Source organism: Shewanella sediminis HAW-EB3, assembly GCF_000018025.1.
Classification (GTDB): domain Bacteria; phylum Pseudomonadota; class Gammaproteobacteria; order Enterobacterales; family Shewanellaceae; genus Shewanella; species Shewanella sediminis.
Genome location: NC_009831.1, coordinates 2,781,045 through 2,795,962 on the forward strand (window position 1 = coordinate 2,781,045; position 14,918 = coordinate 2,795,962).

11 protein-coding genes are annotated in these 14,918 nt (G+C 45.1%); 4 read left to right on the plus strand and 7 right to left on the minus strand.

Annotated elements, in window-relative coordinates:
- From SSED_RS12040 to aroA, 5 genes are all read right to left on the minus strand, one after another.
- Entirely contained in the window at positions 1 to 291 is a 291-nt protein-coding gene (locus SSED_RS12040; protein WP_012142640.1) for a LapA family protein, read from the minus strand.
- A 122-nt stretch (positions 292 to 413) separates the two neighbouring features.
- Positions 414 to 701, minus strand: a complete 288-nt coding sequence (ihfB, locus tag SSED_RS12045) for an integration host factor subunit beta (protein WP_012142641.1) — start codon at positions 699 to 701, stop codon at positions 414 to 416.
- 71 nt (positions 702 to 772) lie between these two features.
- On the minus strand, positions 773 to 2,440 hold the full coding sequence (gene rpsA / locus SSED_RS12050; protein WP_012142642.1) for a 30S ribosomal protein S1: 1,668 nt from the start codon (positions 2,438 to 2,440) through the stop codon (positions 773 to 775).
- Positions 2,441 to 2,542: 102 nt separating this feature from the next.
- Complete coding sequence (cmk, locus tag SSED_RS12055) at positions 2,543 to 3,235, minus strand: (d)CMP kinase (RefSeq protein WP_012142643.1); 693 nt, start codon at positions 3,233 to 3,235, stop codon at positions 2,543 to 2,545.
- Between the two features lie 288 nt (positions 3,236 to 3,523).
- A complete protein-coding gene (gene aroA / locus SSED_RS12060; protein WP_012142644.1) occupies positions 3,524 to 4,804 on the minus strand; it encodes a 3-phosphoshikimate 1-carboxyvinyltransferase in 1,281 nt (426 codons plus the stop codon).
- Positions 4,805 to 5,253: 449 nt separating this feature from the next.
- Between aroA and SSED_RS12065 the strand changes: the two genes are divergently transcribed.
- Positions 5,254 to 6,459, plus strand: coding sequence for an amino acid aminotransferase (locus tag SSED_RS12065; RefSeq protein ID WP_012142645.1), 1,206 nt, complete (start codon positions 5,254 to 5,256; stop codon positions 6,457 to 6,459).
- 50 nt (positions 6,460 to 6,509) lie between these two features.
- Here SSED_RS12065 and serC read toward each other — a convergent pair whose 3' ends face one another.
- Entirely contained in the window at positions 6,510 to 7,604 is a 1,095-nt protein-coding gene (gene serC / locus SSED_RS12070) for a 3-phosphoserine/phosphohydroxythreonine transaminase (RefSeq protein WP_012142646.1), read from the minus strand.
- A 175-nt stretch (positions 7,605 to 7,779) separates the two neighbouring features.
- Complete coding sequence (gene gyrA / locus SSED_RS12075) at positions 7,780 to 10,494, minus strand: DNA gyrase subunit A (protein ID WP_012142647.1); 2,715 nt, start codon at positions 10,492 to 10,494, stop codon at positions 7,780 to 7,782.
- Positions 10,495 to 10,791: 297 nt separating this feature from the next.
- Here gyrA and ubiG point away from each other — a divergent pair, with 297 nt between their 5' ends.
- The 3 genes from ubiG to nrdA all read left to right on the plus strand — a co-directional run bounded on the left by ubiG (position 10,792) and on the right by nrdA (position 14,913).
- Positions 10,792 to 11,505, plus strand: coding sequence for a bifunctional 2-polyprenyl-6-hydroxyphenol methylase/3-demethylubiquinol 3-O-methyltransferase UbiG (gene ubiG / locus SSED_RS12080; protein ID WP_041422137.1), 714 nt, complete (start codon positions 10,792 to 10,794; stop codon positions 11,503 to 11,505).
- Positions 11,506 to 12,210, plus strand: a complete 705-nt coding sequence (locus SSED_RS12085) for an HAD-IA family hydrolase (protein WP_012142649.1) — start codon at positions 11,506 to 11,508, stop codon at positions 12,208 to 12,210.
- A 414-nt stretch (positions 12,211 to 12,624) separates the two neighbouring features.
- On the plus strand, positions 12,625 to 14,913 hold the full coding sequence (nrdA, locus tag SSED_RS12090) for a class 1a ribonucleoside-diphosphate reductase subunit alpha (RefSeq protein ID WP_012142650.1): 2,289 nt from the start codon (positions 12,625 to 12,627) through the stop codon (positions 14,911 to 14,913).
- Positions 14,914 to 14,918 lie beyond the last annotated feature (5 nt).

Here is a 14,918-nt window from a genome sequence, read left to right on the forward strand (position 1 = left end):
TTAGGCGTCTACTTCCTGAAGCAATGTTGGATCTGTAATTTTATTTTCAAGATTTAAATTCTTTTTGTTTGCGGTTCTTAGTGCCAATTTGAGTTTGGCAATATGATACATCGCAAAAATCCAACTTATGAGGAAACCCGCAAGAAACACAACAGCGAGCACAATAGGCAGTCTAAACTCACCCTGAGCAACGAAATAACTTATCGTCACAACTTGTTCGTTACGAGCACCAAAAATCAGTGCAAGAAAGAAAAACAGTGCAACTAACACTGTGATGATAAATGACTTCACGTGACTCTCCACACACCGAATGATATCCCTTGATTATCTAAGAATTTCACTCAACTAGCTAGGGATTACTGAATTATAGGCATAAAAAAGCCTCCATTCGGAGGCTTTTAAAACAATGTCATTTAAGCATTAATTGCATCAACACGTTCGCGCAGTTCTTTGCCAGGCTTAAAGTGCGGAACATACTTACCATCCAAATCGACTGATGTTCCAGTCTTAGGATTACGGCCAGTACGCGGCGCACGGAAGTGAAGAGAGAAACTACCAAAGCCACGGATCTCAATACGATCACCGCCTTCTAATGTTTGAGCCATCTGCTCTAACATCTCTTTGATTGCACTTTCCACTTCTTTAGCCGACATCTGCGACTGCCTCGTGGCGAGTTTTTCGATCAGTTCGGATTTTGTCATCCTATACCCTCTATTATCAAGCCAAACACAGTCACCTAACAGGGGTGCAAGCACCCCAGAACTTCAGGCGATTACTTGCGAGCTGCTTTGAACGCTTCAGCCATAGCACTGCTCATCACAGCGTCTTCTTGCTTGTTCAAGCTAGCCATTGCTTCTTTCTCTTCAGCTTCATCTTTCGCACGGATAGATAGGCTGATAGTACGGTTCTTACGGTCAACACCCATGAACTTAGATTCAACAGCGTCGCCTACAGAGTAAACAGTAGATGCATCTTCGATACGCTCGCGAGAGATATCAGCTACACGTAAGTAACCTTCAACAGTGTCAGCTAGTTCAATAGTTACGCCTTTAGCGTCTACTGCAGTAACTGTACCGTTAACAACAGTTCCTTTCTTCTTATCTGCAAGATAAGCATTGAATGGATCGTCTTCAGTTTGCTTAACGCCTAAGCTGATGCGCTCACGCTCTGGGTCAACTGAAAGAACAACTGCGTTGATCTCGTCGCCTTTCTTGTATTCAGCAACAGCTTCTTCGCCAGTACCATTCCAAGAAATATCAGATAGGTGAACAAGACCGTCGATGCCGCCGTCAAGACCGATAAAGATACCGAAGTCAGTGATTGACTTGATCTTACCAGAAACCTTGTCGCCTTTCTGGAAACGCTCGGCGAAGTCATCCCATGGGTTAACTTTACACTGCTTAAGACCTAGAGAAATACGACGACGCTCTTCGTCAATGTCTAGAACTAGAACTTCAACTTCATCACCTAAGTTAACAACTTTAGATGGGTGGATGTTCTTGTTAGTCCAATCCATTTCAGAAACGTGAACAAGACCTTCAACGCCTTCTTCGATTTCAACGAAACAACCGTAGTCAGTTAGGTTAGTAACGCGACCAGTCAAACGTGTGTTTTCTGGGTAGCGCTTGCTGATTTCTAACCATGGATCTTCGCCAAGTTGCTTAAGACCTAGTGAAACACGAGTGCGCTCACGATCGTACTTAAGAACTTTAACATTGATTTCGTCACCAACGTTTACGATTTCAGATGGGTGCTTAACACGCTTCCACGCCATATCAGTGATATGTAGTAGACCGTCAACGCCACCTAGGTCTACGAATGCACCGTAGTCAGTAAGGTTCTTAACGATACCCTTAACTGATTGACCTTCTTGTAGGTTCTCAAGAAGAGCATCACGCTCTGCACTGCTTTCAGATTCGATAACAGCACGACGAGAAACAACAACGTTGTTGCGCTTCTGGTCTAACTTGATAACTTTAAATTCTAGATCTTTGTTTTCTAGGTGAGCAGTATCGCGAACTGGGCGAACGTCAACTAGAGAACCAGGTAGGAATGCACGGATACCGTTTAATTCAACAGTGAAACCGCCTTTAACCTTACCATTAATGACACCGATTACAGTTTCAGCATCTTCGTACGCTTTTTCTAGAACAATCCATGCTTCGTGACGCTTAGCTTTCTCACGAGACAGTTGAGTTTCACCGAAACCGTCTTCAACAGAGTCAAGTGCAACAGCAACAGAATCACCAACAGAGATTTCAAGTTCGCCTTGGTCGTTCTTGAACTGTTCAGCTGGGATTGGGCTTTCAGACTTAAGACCAGCGTCAACTAGTACCATACCGTTCTGGATAGATACAACTATACCAGTTACGATAGAACCAGGACGGAACTCAAGTTCAGTTAGGGATTGTTCAAATAGATCAGCAAAAGATTCAGTCATGTTTTAGTTACTTTCTTTAATAAACCACGGCTCATCCTGGACGTGGAGTCAGTATAATAATCCGCATCATCCATGTTGCGAATAATAAAGTGTAAGCCGAAATTAGCTCACACTTGGTAATTTAGTTTGTATGTGCGTCAACGCAATATCGAGCACTTCATCAATCCCGATTCCAGACGTGTCGATGATCAAAGCATCCTCGGCAGGTACCAAAGGAGCAACACTGCGATTGGTATCGCGGTCGTCACGTTCTATTATCTCGGACAAAAGACGGTCGATATTAACATCGAAGCCCTTGTCCTGCAACTGATTATAGCGTCTTTGCGCCCTTTCTTCAGCAGATGCGGTTAAATAAATTTTAGCAGGGGTGTTGGGGAAAACAACCGTTCCCATGTCACGACCATCGGCAATTAAACCAGGCGCTTCATTGAATGCACGTTGACGGCGCAACAAAGCTTCCCTTACGCGTGGATAAGCAGCCACTTTAGAAGCGGCATTTGAACACTCTTGACTGCGAATATCGATTGAAACATCTTCGCCTTCAAGTACAACCTTAATGCCGTGTAACCCGTTACCGGTAATGAACTGCACATCGAGATGCGCGGCCAACAAACTCAGCGAGTCCTCGTTATCCAGCTCAACATTGTGATGGATCGCGGCTAAGGCTAATACTCGGTAAATTGCGCCGCTGTCCAGTAATTTCCAACCTAAACGTTCGGCTAATAACTGGCTGATTGTACCTTTTCCCGCACCGCTTGGACCGTCAATAGTGACAACAGGAGCCCGTTCAGACATATATTTCTCCACAGTAAAATCCATTTCCCTAAGATTTTTAATGGGTTAGTCATATGACATCTTTGAAAAATGAGATAGGTCAAAATGATTTCACCGAAAAATGAGCGCGCGTATTATAAACCAACTAGATGGAGAAAGCGGTATAAATTTCTAACTTAAATTTTGTAATAAAAAGTATCAAACCTATATTTTCTGTTCGATATTGATATCCCCAATCACTTCAATACTTGCTCAATTGTCTTTACAGAAGCGACTGGAGATATTAACTCTTTAATAACATGGGTTAAGCTACTGCGCTAATGCAGCAAACTGATTAAAGTAATCAGGGAAGGTTTTAGATGTACAATCTGGATCGTTAATCGTGATCCCACAATCTGCAAACGCCAGCATAGAGAAACACATCGCCATTCGATGATCGTTATACGTATCTATATCTGCCGTGTGTGGCTTAGTTGGTGGAGTAATACTGATATAATCATGTCCCTCGTCGACAATCGCACCGACTTTACGAAGTTCGGTTGCCATCGCAGCGAGTCTGTCAGTCTCTTTTATACGCCAATTATAGATGTTGCGAATATGGGTCGTGCCGGTTGCAAACAGAGCTGCCGTTGCAATAGTCATGGCCGCATCGGGAATATGATTCATATCGAGATCAACAGCCTTGAGTGTCGAACCCCGTGAAATGATGTAGTCATCCCCCCACTCGATATCGGCGCCCATTTTTTCTAAGACATCGGCAAACTTCACATCACCTTGAATACTCATGCGCCCAACTCCGGTGACTTTTACTTCACCACCTTTAATCGCACCAGCCGCTAAGAAGTAAGAGGCCGATGACGCATCCCCTTCTACCAGGACCTTACCCGGTGAGACGTAGCCTTGTCCGGCTTTTATCTCAAAACGTTCATAACTGTGGTTAACCACTTGCACACCAAACTGAGCCATCAACGCGATGGTAATATCGATATAGGGCTTAGAAACCAGCTCCCCTTTTATCTTGATATTAACGTCGCCAGTCGCCAATGGCGCAACCATAAGTAATGCGGTTAAAAATTGGCTGGAAAGGTCACCTGCGATCTCAACTTCACCCGCATCGAGTCCGGTCGCATTAATGGTTAAAGGCGGGAAGCCATCATTCTTAAGGTAGGTAACATTGGCCCCAAGCTGTCTCAACGCATCGACGAGATCACCAATAGGCCGTTCTTCCATTCGAGGCTCGCCCGTTAAGGTAAACTCGCCGTGTCCCAGCGTTAACGCTGCACACAAGGGACGCATTGCGGTGCCTGCATTACCAAGAAAAAGGGTTTGGGCTTGCTCACTATTGAGTGGCGCCCCTATTCCCTCAAGCTCACAAACGGTATTGTCATTCGATAGACGATAATTTACGCCAAGCTGTTTCAACGACGCCAACATATAACGGATATCATCGGAGTCGAGTAAATTGGTCAGTGTCGTGGTGCCTTTCGCAAGTGTAGCAAGCAAAAGCGCGCGGTTAGAGATACTTTTCGATCCAGGGATATTGATGGTCCCCTGAACCTTGTTGATTGGCTCAAGACGTAGCTGCTTCATTAAAATACTTCTTTATTATCGCGGGACAAACAACCCACAGGTTAGCAATAGATGTTCATGTCAATCGAACAGTGCAAACGGCACTAACAACCACCACGACAAAATGGTTATCCGACTGACTGGTGTTTGAACTTCGTGCTTACAAAGTTACCGATTGCACGCGTTAGATTCAAGTAGTAAGTGCAACACTTACTATGCTTTCTGAGGTTTTAACCCTTTTTTACCCTTTAAGGGCTCAAATCATTATTTAACTTGGACTATATTCACCCGTGTTGGAGAGTTTTATTGAAGTCAACCAAATGAAAGCCAGACCACTGGAACAATTTCATGCCATAACGGGGCTTGAGCTATTTATCATGATTAGCTATTACAAACTGGCTTATTTACGTTACCCTAAAGTCAATTAGAAAAGGCAGACTTGCCGACAAAAATATAAAGGTGATTGAGCTATGTTCGATAAACTAACCGCTATGCCTTCCGACCCTATCTTAGGACTTATGACTAAGTATCGTGAAGATACACACACGAACAAGGTCGACCTTGGGGTCGGTGTTTATAAAGATGAAGCGGGTCATACCCCTATTTTGACTTGTGTTAAAAAGGCAGAGCAACATCGAATAGACACCGAGGAAACAAAAGTTTACATCGGACCTACCGGTTCTGCCGGTTTCAATCAACTTCTGGGTGAGCTGGCGTTTGGTATCGATAATCCCGCGATTTTGGCTAACCGTGTTCGTACCGTTTCGACTCCCGGCGGAACTGGGGCACTGCGTGTAGCAGCAGATTTCATCAAACGAGCCAGTTCGGTGACGAAAAGTGGCGAGGCGGTGATTTGGGTCAGCGACCCAACCTGGGCTAATCATACCGGCTTGTTCGAAGCGGCGGGGATCACCGTTAAAACCTACCCTTACTACGACTATGATACCAAGACCCTAAAATTTAATGAGATGAAAGCCGCGCTTGCAAACGTGGGACCCGATGATGTCGTACTCTTGCATGCTTGCTGTCATAACCCAAGTGGCATGGATCTGAACCAAAGCCAATGGGACGAAATCATCGAACTGACAAAAGAACAAGGCTTCACTCCGCTCATAGATATGGCTTATCAGGGATTTGGTGATGGCGTGGATGAAGATGCCTATGGTGTGAGAAAGATGGCCGCCGCAGTCGATAACATGATCTTATGTAGCTCTTGCTCTAAGAACTTTGGTCTGTATCGTGAGCGTATCGGTGCCTGCTCCATCGTAGGCAAAGATGCATCATCGGCTAATGTGGCCTTTTCTGTTTTACTCTACGTTGTACGTTGCATCTACTCTATGCCGCCAGCCCATGGCGCTGCCATTGTTGAAACCGTTCTGGGCTCTGATGAGCTTAAACAAGAGTGGCTAGCCGAGCTTAAAGTCATGCGCGACCGTATTAACGGCAATCGCTCAATGTTGGTAGAAAAGCTAAAAGAAAAGGGTGTCAAACGTAACTTTGACTTTATCGCCGAGCAAAAAGGGATGTTCTCCTTCCTTGGTATCAATCCAAAGCAGGTTGAACAGCTTCAGCAAGAGCACAGTATCTATATGGTAGATTCAAGCCGGATCAGTATCGCAGGTATCGGACATGGAAATGTTGATTACTTAGCGGAGTCGATAGCTAAGGTGATTTAAATAAGGTATTTAGTTCCTAGGATCTAGATCCTAGGAACTGCTTTCAACTTCTAGCCGTTATTTTTTTCAGCAAAGCCCTTCATAAACTCAACCAACTTCTCTACCCCTTCGATGGGCATGGCGTTATAGATACTGGCGCGCATACCACCGACACTTCGATGACCTTTTAGCGCCACTAAACCCGCTCTACTCGCTTCGGCCAGGAAGTCGGCATTATTATCTTCATTCGCCAGATAAAATATCACATTCATCAAGGAACGGTTCTGCGCTGAAACGGTATTGTTATAAAAATTGGAGCCATCAATAAAATCATAAAGAAGCTGGGCTTTTTTGGCATTAACCTCTGCCATTGTCGCTACACCACCACTGCTCTTTAACCATTTAAACACTTCGGCAGCTAAGTACCATGCAAACGTCGGCGGCGTGTTATACATAGAGCCATGTTTAACGGCTAATCGATAATCCATGATCGATGATTGCGGCAAACTAGGTAGTTCCAGCATGTCATCACGCACGATAACGATGCTTAAACCCGATGGCCCAATATTTTTCTGAGCGCCGGCATAGATCAAACCGAATTTACTGACATCGATCTCTCGTGACATGATATTGGATGACATATCGGCCACGATAGGCCAAGGACTGTTAATGTCTTCAAAAATTTCGATACCATCAACCGTCTCATTAGGACAGTAATGCAGGTAGCGATAATCCGCGGCTTCGCCCGTCAATTCAGGAATGCTAACAGCGCCGATACCATTGTCATTCACGACCAGATCTAAGGTATCAATTTGTGCATCACTGGTGAGCTTTCTGGCTTCATCTACTGCAGACTTAGACCAACTTCCTGAGACAAGATAGAGCGCTTTTCCATTCTCGCCGAGAAAATTATTCACAACTGCTGAAAACTGCCCACGACCGCCTCCATGCATAAACAACACATGATAATTTTCTGGAATTGACATCAATTCACGTAAGTCGGTCTCAGCTTTATCGGTTAAGGCAATAAACTCTTTACTGCGATGGCTTATCTCCATGACCGATGTGCCCAGCCCGTTCCAGTCGAGCAGCTCACTCTGAGCTTTCTTCATTACGGCTTGGGGTAACATTGCGGGACCTGCACAGAAATTATATGTCGTGCTCACTCTTCTCTCCTTTACCTTTAATGCTATTGGCCACTTTTATGTAGTCATCCATATTGTCATAGGAGATGACAATATTCCTAGACTATTTTCAAATAACTCAATCTTTTGTAAAGAATAAAACAAAACGGGCGTCCAAATGGACGCCCGTTAATCATATTCGCTAAAGGATTAGCAACTACTCTGCTGGCTCAGCTTCTGGTGCATCGTCAGCTTTAGGTGTATCTACTTCAGATGTTGTTTCTACTGCCTCATCGGTTGCAGGAACAATCGGGTTGCCCTCTTCGTCGAGTTCGACCTCATCATCCTGGATTTCATCGATTCTCTGCAGACCAACAACCTTCTCTTCTTCTGCAGTACGAATAATCGTTACACCTTGCGTGTTACGACCAATGCTCGATACACCCGTCGCAGGAGTACGTACTAAGGTGCCCTTGTCACTGATCAGCATGATTTCATCGTTTTCACCTACTTGAACGGCACCGACAACGGCTCCGTTACGTTCACTGATCTTAATTGAAACCACACCTTTAGTAGCACGGCTCTTAGCTGGGTACTCAGAAAGGTCGGTACGCTTACCATAACCATTTTCAGTCACAGTCAAGATTGCACCATCGTCTTTAGGCACGATTAGCGATACCACTTTTTGATCATCTTCAAGACGAATACCGCGAACACCAGTCGCTGTACGACCCATTGGGCGTAAGGCTAAGACCTCTTCACCTGTTTCAGGGTCGAGCTTAACTTGACCGGTTTCTGAATCACGTACCTTCTCATTGAAACGAACCACTTTACCCGCGTCTGAGAAGAGCATGATCTCATCTTCGCCATTGGTGATATCTACACCAATAAGCTGATCGCCATCTTTAAGGTTAACCGCAATGATACCGTTCGCACGTGGGTTGCTGTAAGCAGTCAGTGCAGTCTTCTTAACAGTACCGTGAGCAGTGGCCATGATGATGTATTTATCATCGGCATATTCACGTACCGGTAAGATAGCGGTAATACGTTCGCCTTCAGACAGTGGCAGTATGTTCACAATTGGACGACCTCGGGCCGTACGGCTCGCAAGTGGCAACTGGTATACTTTCAGCCAATACATCTTACCGAAATCAGAGAAACAAAGGATCGTATCATGGGTGTTGGCAACGAGTAACTTCTCTACGAAGTCTTCATCTTTCACTTTTGTCGCAGCTTTACCCTTACCGCCACGGCGTTGAGCTTGATAGTCCGTAAGCGCCTGGTACTTAGCATAACCAAGATGAGATAGCGTCACTACGACATCTTCTTCGTTGATCAGATCTTCAAGACTCATATCAACTTCGTTTGCATTAATCACAGTGCGACGCTCATCACCGAAGTTTTCGAGAACTTCTTGAAGCTCTTCAGTGATAACTTCCATCAGACGTTCCGGGCTGCGAAGAATATAAAGAAGCGCTGCAATGATCTCCAGTAACTCTTCGTACTCTTTTAAGATCTTCTCATGTTCAAGACCGGTCAACTTATGTAGACGCAGATCAAGGATCGCTTGTGCTTGTTGCTCTGTTAAGTAGTAACGACCGTCACGGATACCGTACTCAGGCTCTAACCACTCAGGGCGAGCTGCATCATCACCTGCTTTTTCAAGCATGCCTTGCACATGACCTAACTCCCAACCTTCAGCAATAAGCTTCACTTTTGCTTCGGCTGGTGTTGGAGAAGCCTTGATCAATGCGATGATTGGATCGATGTTAGCTAATGCAATCGCAAGAGACTCAAGGATGTGAGCTCTATCGCGGGCTTTACGCAATTCAAATACGGTTCGACGTGTAACAACTTCACGACGGTGTAAGATGAAGCATTCAAGCATCTCTTTGAGATTAAATAGTTTTGGCTGACCATTGGTCAGAGCAACCATGTTAATACCGAACGAGCACTGCATTTGGGTTTGTGCATAAAGGTTGTTTAGAACGACTTCACCCACTTCACCACGTTTGATCTCGACAACGATACGCATACCGTCTTTATCTGACTCGTCACGCAGCCCACTGATGCCTTCGATCTTCTTATCTTTAACCAGCTCGGCTATCTTCTCGATCAAGCGCGCCTTGTTAACCTGATAAGGGATCTCGTGGACAATAATACGCTCGCGACCATTGTCTTCAGTTTCGACATCGGCTTTCGCACGCATGACAGCTCGGCCACGACCCGTGTGATAGGCATCGATGATACCTTTACGGCCATTGATGATTGCGGCTGTCGGAAAATCCGGGCCCGGAATGTATTCCATCAATTCGTTAATGGTCAGATCGGGGTTTTCGATTAAGGCAAGACAGCCACTAACCACTTCATTGATGTTGTGTGGCGGAATGTTAGTTGCCATACCTACCGCAATACCCGATGAACCGTTAACCAGAAGCGTCGGAATACGTGTCGGCAAGACTGAAGGAATAAACTCAGTACCATCATAGTTAGGAACAAAATCGACCGTCTCTTTCTCAAGATCGGCCAATAACTGATGAGCTACCTTATCCATACGAATTTCGGTATAACGCATCGCTGCCGCGGCATCGCCATCGACAGAACCGAAGTTACCTTGACCATCGACCAAGGTGTAACGCATCGAGAAAGGCTGAGCCAGACGTACTATGGTGTCATAAACGGCGGTGTCACCATGAGGGTGATATTTACCGATTACGTCACCGACAACACGTGCCGACTTTTTATAGGGTTTGTTCCAATCATTTTTAAGCTCACTCATCGCGAAAAGAACGCGGCGATGAACAGGCTTAAGGCCATCACGGACATCTGGTAATGCCCGGCCTACGATTACGCTCATGGCATAATCAAGATATGAATTCTTTAATTCGTCTTCAATATTAATTGGTGTTATAGATGAAGCCAGATCAGTCATAAACTGCTCGATCCCTTGAAATTTAGCCGACAAATCAGTACCCGAAATGGGCAGGTGAAATTGTTGGGCCTGAAAACGTGATTTGGCATTCTAACACAGTTATTTATTGTCGGTAGACCCTATTCAACTTTAGATATAAATTATAATTAATTGACTCATATCAAACTATGTTCGCTAAATAATCAATTGGTTAAATTATCGCTTAAATCTCTTTTGAATCTCCTTTGTTTATTAGAACCTATGGGTATAATGACATTAATAAGTAATCGCTATTGAGGTGATGTAGTGCAGCAAGAAGTGAAGCAAGAGATCAATGTCGACCCACAAGAGATCGCCAAATTTGAGAAAATGGCCGAAACCTGGTGGGATCCTGAAGGCGAATTTAAGCCATTACATAAATTAAATCCGCTTCGCCTTAACTATATCGACCAAACCAGCGGTGGCGTTTTTGGTAAACGTATACTCGATGTTGGCTGTGGTGGCGGTATTCTATCCGAGAGCATGGCGCGAATTGGTGCTATCGTCGATGGTCTGGATATGGGTACTGAACCTTTAGACGTTGCACGTCTGCATGCATTAGAGATGGATGTTGAAGTTAACTATATTCAAGACACCGCCGAATCTCATCGTGAAACACATAGAGAAACCTACGATATCGTGACCTGTATGGAGATGCTAGAGCACGTCCCCAGCCCTCGCTCTGTAGTGCAAGCTTGTGCCGACATGGTAAAACCTGGCGGTTATGTTTTTTTCTCCACGATTAATCGTAATATCAGGGCATACGTCGAAACGATTTTAGGTGCCGAGTACCTGTTGAAGATGCTGCCTGTCGGTACACACGACCATAATAAGTTTATTAAGCCATCTGAATTAATCTCCTTGGCCGAACATGCCGAACTGTTTTGTGAAGATGCTACCGGTATCAGTTATAACCCGATCACCGAAACATTTACCTACACCAAAAATGTCGATGTTAACTATATGATAGCGACCAGAAAGAGTATTGATTAAATGACTGTGGTGACTCAAACCCTGATTGCAACCGATATAAAAGGGGTACTTTTTGATCTCGATGGGACACTCGTCGATACCGCCCCCGATCTTATTGCCGCACTTAACATGAGTCTTGAATCGTTCGACCACCCGCAAGTGTCGCTGCAAACCATGCGTCACGTGGCATCTAATGGCAGTTTGGCATTAGCTCAAGCTGCCCTGCCCGGTGCAACCGACACTCAACACCGAGCCGTTCAACAGGGCTTACTGGATAGCTACGCACGAGTTAACGGAAACCATTGCCAACTGTTCGATGGCGTTGGAGGCCTTCTCGATTATCTCGACACGAATGGGATCCCTTATGGCATCGTTACCAATAAGGCGGCGAAATACACGCGTCCATTAATCCAAGCCCTATCACTCACGCAAAGAATGAAAACGGTAATAAGCGGTGACAGTACGCAGTTTTCAAAGCCCCATACCGCGCCTATGTTACTCGCCGCGCAGCAACTTAATTGTCAGGTCCATGAGATCTTATACTTAGGTGATGCGGAGCGTGACTTAGTCGCAGCTGCAGATAGTGCAATGTTGGGCGGCATCGCGCAATGGGGTTATATTGACGACGTGACTCACACTCACTCCTGGCCGGGACAATTTTCTTTTGAATCCCCCACCGCAATCATCGACTTTTTTATTGAGTCAATTTCAAACAGACCAATTTAAGCACCGCCTAATTAAGCGCGTACTATTCACTCAAAGATCCAAAAGATCGCCAGTCGGTCCTTTGGATTTTTGATCTGGATCAGTTCGCTTATTTTTTATTCTCCAGCCTGCAAGCCTAATAAAAACAGTCATCAAAGGTTAGCCATTACTAACAGGCAAGTTTACCCTCAGGTTATCCACAAGATGCCCCCAAAATTCATACTTGCAAAATGTGCTCAACCTCACTATCTTGTACCTAAGAAATTAAAAAACACCATATATAGTGTGTTAGTGACAATCAGAGACACAAGTGCTCGCTTGTGTGAAGTCAAGGAAACTACCGATTTTCGGTGTTCAATTTGATTGTTTACAAGGAATCGTAGGGTGGTCAGCACTGAGCACCTTCATAAATTTTAAAACCAAGGCCTATCTTTAATGAATAGCAATCTGAAAGTCACAAAACGCAGTGGCGAACGTGAAACCATCGACCTAGATAAAATCCACCGTGTCATCACATGGGCTGCCAAAGACCTCAATAATGTATCGGTATCTGAAGTTGAACTTCGCTCTCACCTGCAATTTTTTGACGGCATTCCAACAGAAGCTATTCATGAAACAATCATTAAAGCCGCTGCCGACCTGATCTCCCCGGAGTCTCCCGATTACCAATTTCTTTCGGCTCGTTTAGCGATATTCCACCTTCGTAAGAAGGCGTTCGGTCAATTCGAACCGCCTAAACTCTACGAACATGTGGTTAAACTGGTTGAGATGGGCAAATATGACGCTCATATTCTGCATGATTATAGTCGTGAAGAGCTCGATACCCTGGATGGTTATATCGACCACTGGCGTGACATGAACTTTTCCTATGCCGCCGTAAAGCAACTGGAAGGTAAATACCTGGTCCAAAACCGTGTCACTCACGAAATCTATGAGAGCGCACAGTTTCTCTATATCTTGGTTGCCGCCTGTCTGTTTGCCAAATATCCAAAAGAGACACGTTTAACCTACATCAAAAACTTCTATGATGCGGTTTCTACCTTCAAGATCTCTCTACCGACTCCGATAATGGCCGGTGTGCGTACACCTACACGTCAATTCAGCTCATGTGTTCTGATCGAGTGCGGTGATAGCCTCGACTCTATTAATGCGACAGCGTCCTCGATAGTTAAGTATGTAAGTCAGAGAGCCGGTATCGGTGTCAATGCGGGTCGTATCCGCGCATTAGGCAGCCCTATTCGCGGCGGTGAAGCATTCCATACCGGTTGTTTGCCTTTCTTCAAGTATTTCCAAACGGCGGTTAAGTCTTGTTCACAAGGTGGCGTGCGTGGTGGTGCAGCCACACTATTCTATCCTCTGTGGCACCTGGAAGTTGAATCTCTATTGGTTCTTAAAAATAACCGCGGCGTCGAAGATAACCGCGTTCGCCAGCTAGATTACGGCGTACAGTTAAACAAGGTGATGTATCAAAGACTGATCAAGGGCGGCATGATCACCCTATTTAGTCCATCTGACGTCCCAGGCCTCTATGATGCCTTCTTCGAAGATCAGGATGAATTTGAGCGCCTTTACCATCAATATGAGCAGGACGATTCTGTTCGTAAAACACAAGTTAAGGCCGCTGAGCTATTTTCACTGCTTATGCAGGAGCGTGCATCGACGGGTCGTATCTATATTCAAAACGTGGATCACTGTAATACCCACAGTCCCTTTGACAGCAAAGTTGCGCCAATCAGACAGTCTAACCTCTGTCTCGAGATCGCACTGCCAACAAAACCACTGAATAATATCGATGATCCAGAAGGCGAGATTGCGCTTTGTACCCTGTCGGCACTGAACTTAGGCGCCATAAAGGATCTATCTGAACTCGAACCCCTTGCAGATCTTGCTGTTCGTGCACTCGATAACCTACTCGATTATCAGGACTATCCAATCACTGCAGCTCAGAAGTCTTCGATGAACCGCAGAACATTGGGTATCGGTGTGATCAACTTTGCTAACTACTTAGCGAAGGAAGGTGTGCGTTATTCCGATGGTTCGGCGAACAACATCACTCACAAGACCTTCGAAGCGATTCAATATTACCTATTGAAAGCATCGATGAATCTGGCAAAAGAGCAAGGTGCTTGCCCCTCTTTCCATGAGACAAGCTATTCGAAAGGTATTTTGCCTATCGATACTTATAAGCGCCATCTGGATCAGATCTGTGATGAGCCGCTGCATATGGATTGGGAAACATTGCGCCAGGATATCGTCCAACACGGGTTACGTAACTCTACCCTGTCTGCATTAATGCCATCTGAAACCTCTTCTCAGATCTCAAATGCCACCAATGGCATCGAGCCACCTCGTGGGTTAATCAGTGTAAAATCCAGTAAGGATGGGCAACTTAAACAGGTGGTTCCAGACTTTGATAAGTATCAATACAGCTATGAATTGCTTTGGCAGATGCCGAACAACGAAGGTTACCTGCAGTTAGTAGGACTGATGCAAAAGTTTGTCGATCAGGCCATTTCGGCTAACACCAACTATGACCCTAGCCGCTTCGAGGGTCAGAAAGTACCGATGCAGGTGCTGCTAAAAGATCTGCTCAACGCCTATAAACTTGGTGTTAAGACACTCTACTATCATAACACTCGCGACGGAGCGACCGATTCTCACAGTGACATTGTCAGTGTTGAGAAAGAGGACGAGGGTTGCGAAGGCGGAGCTTGTAAGATCTAAGCTCA

Bases quoted from the DNA above. Each gene is read 5' to 3' on its own strand.
- ihfB (WP_012142641.1), bottom strand. From the start codon at position 701: ATGACAAAATCCGAACTGATCGAAAAACTCGCCACGAGGCAGTCGCAG.
- rpsA (WP_012142642.1), bottom strand. From the start codon at position 2,440: ATGACTGAATCTTTTGCTGATCTATTTGAACAATCCCTAACTGAACTT.
- cmk (WP_012142643.1), bottom strand. From the start codon at position 3,235: ATGTCTGAACGGGCTCCTGTTGTCACTATTGACGGTCCAAGCGGTGCG.
- aroA (WP_012142644.1), bottom strand. From the start codon at position 4,804: ATGAAGCAGCTACGTCTTGAGCCAATCAACAAGGTTCAGGGGACCATC.
- SSED_RS12065 (WP_012142645.1), top strand. From the start codon at position 5,254: ATGTTCGATAAACTAACCGCTATGCCTTCCGACCCTATCTTAGGACTT.
- gyrA (WP_012142647.1), bottom strand. From the start codon at position 10,494: ATGACTGATCTGGCTTCATCTATAACACCAATTAATATTGAAGACGAA.
- SSED_RS12085 (WP_012142649.1), top strand. From the start codon at position 11,506: ATGACTGTGGTGACTCAAACCCTGATTGCAACCGATATAAAAGGGGTA.
- nrdA (WP_012142650.1), top strand. From the start codon at position 12,625: ATGAATAGCAATCTGAAAGTCACAAAACGCAGTGGCGAACGTGAAACC.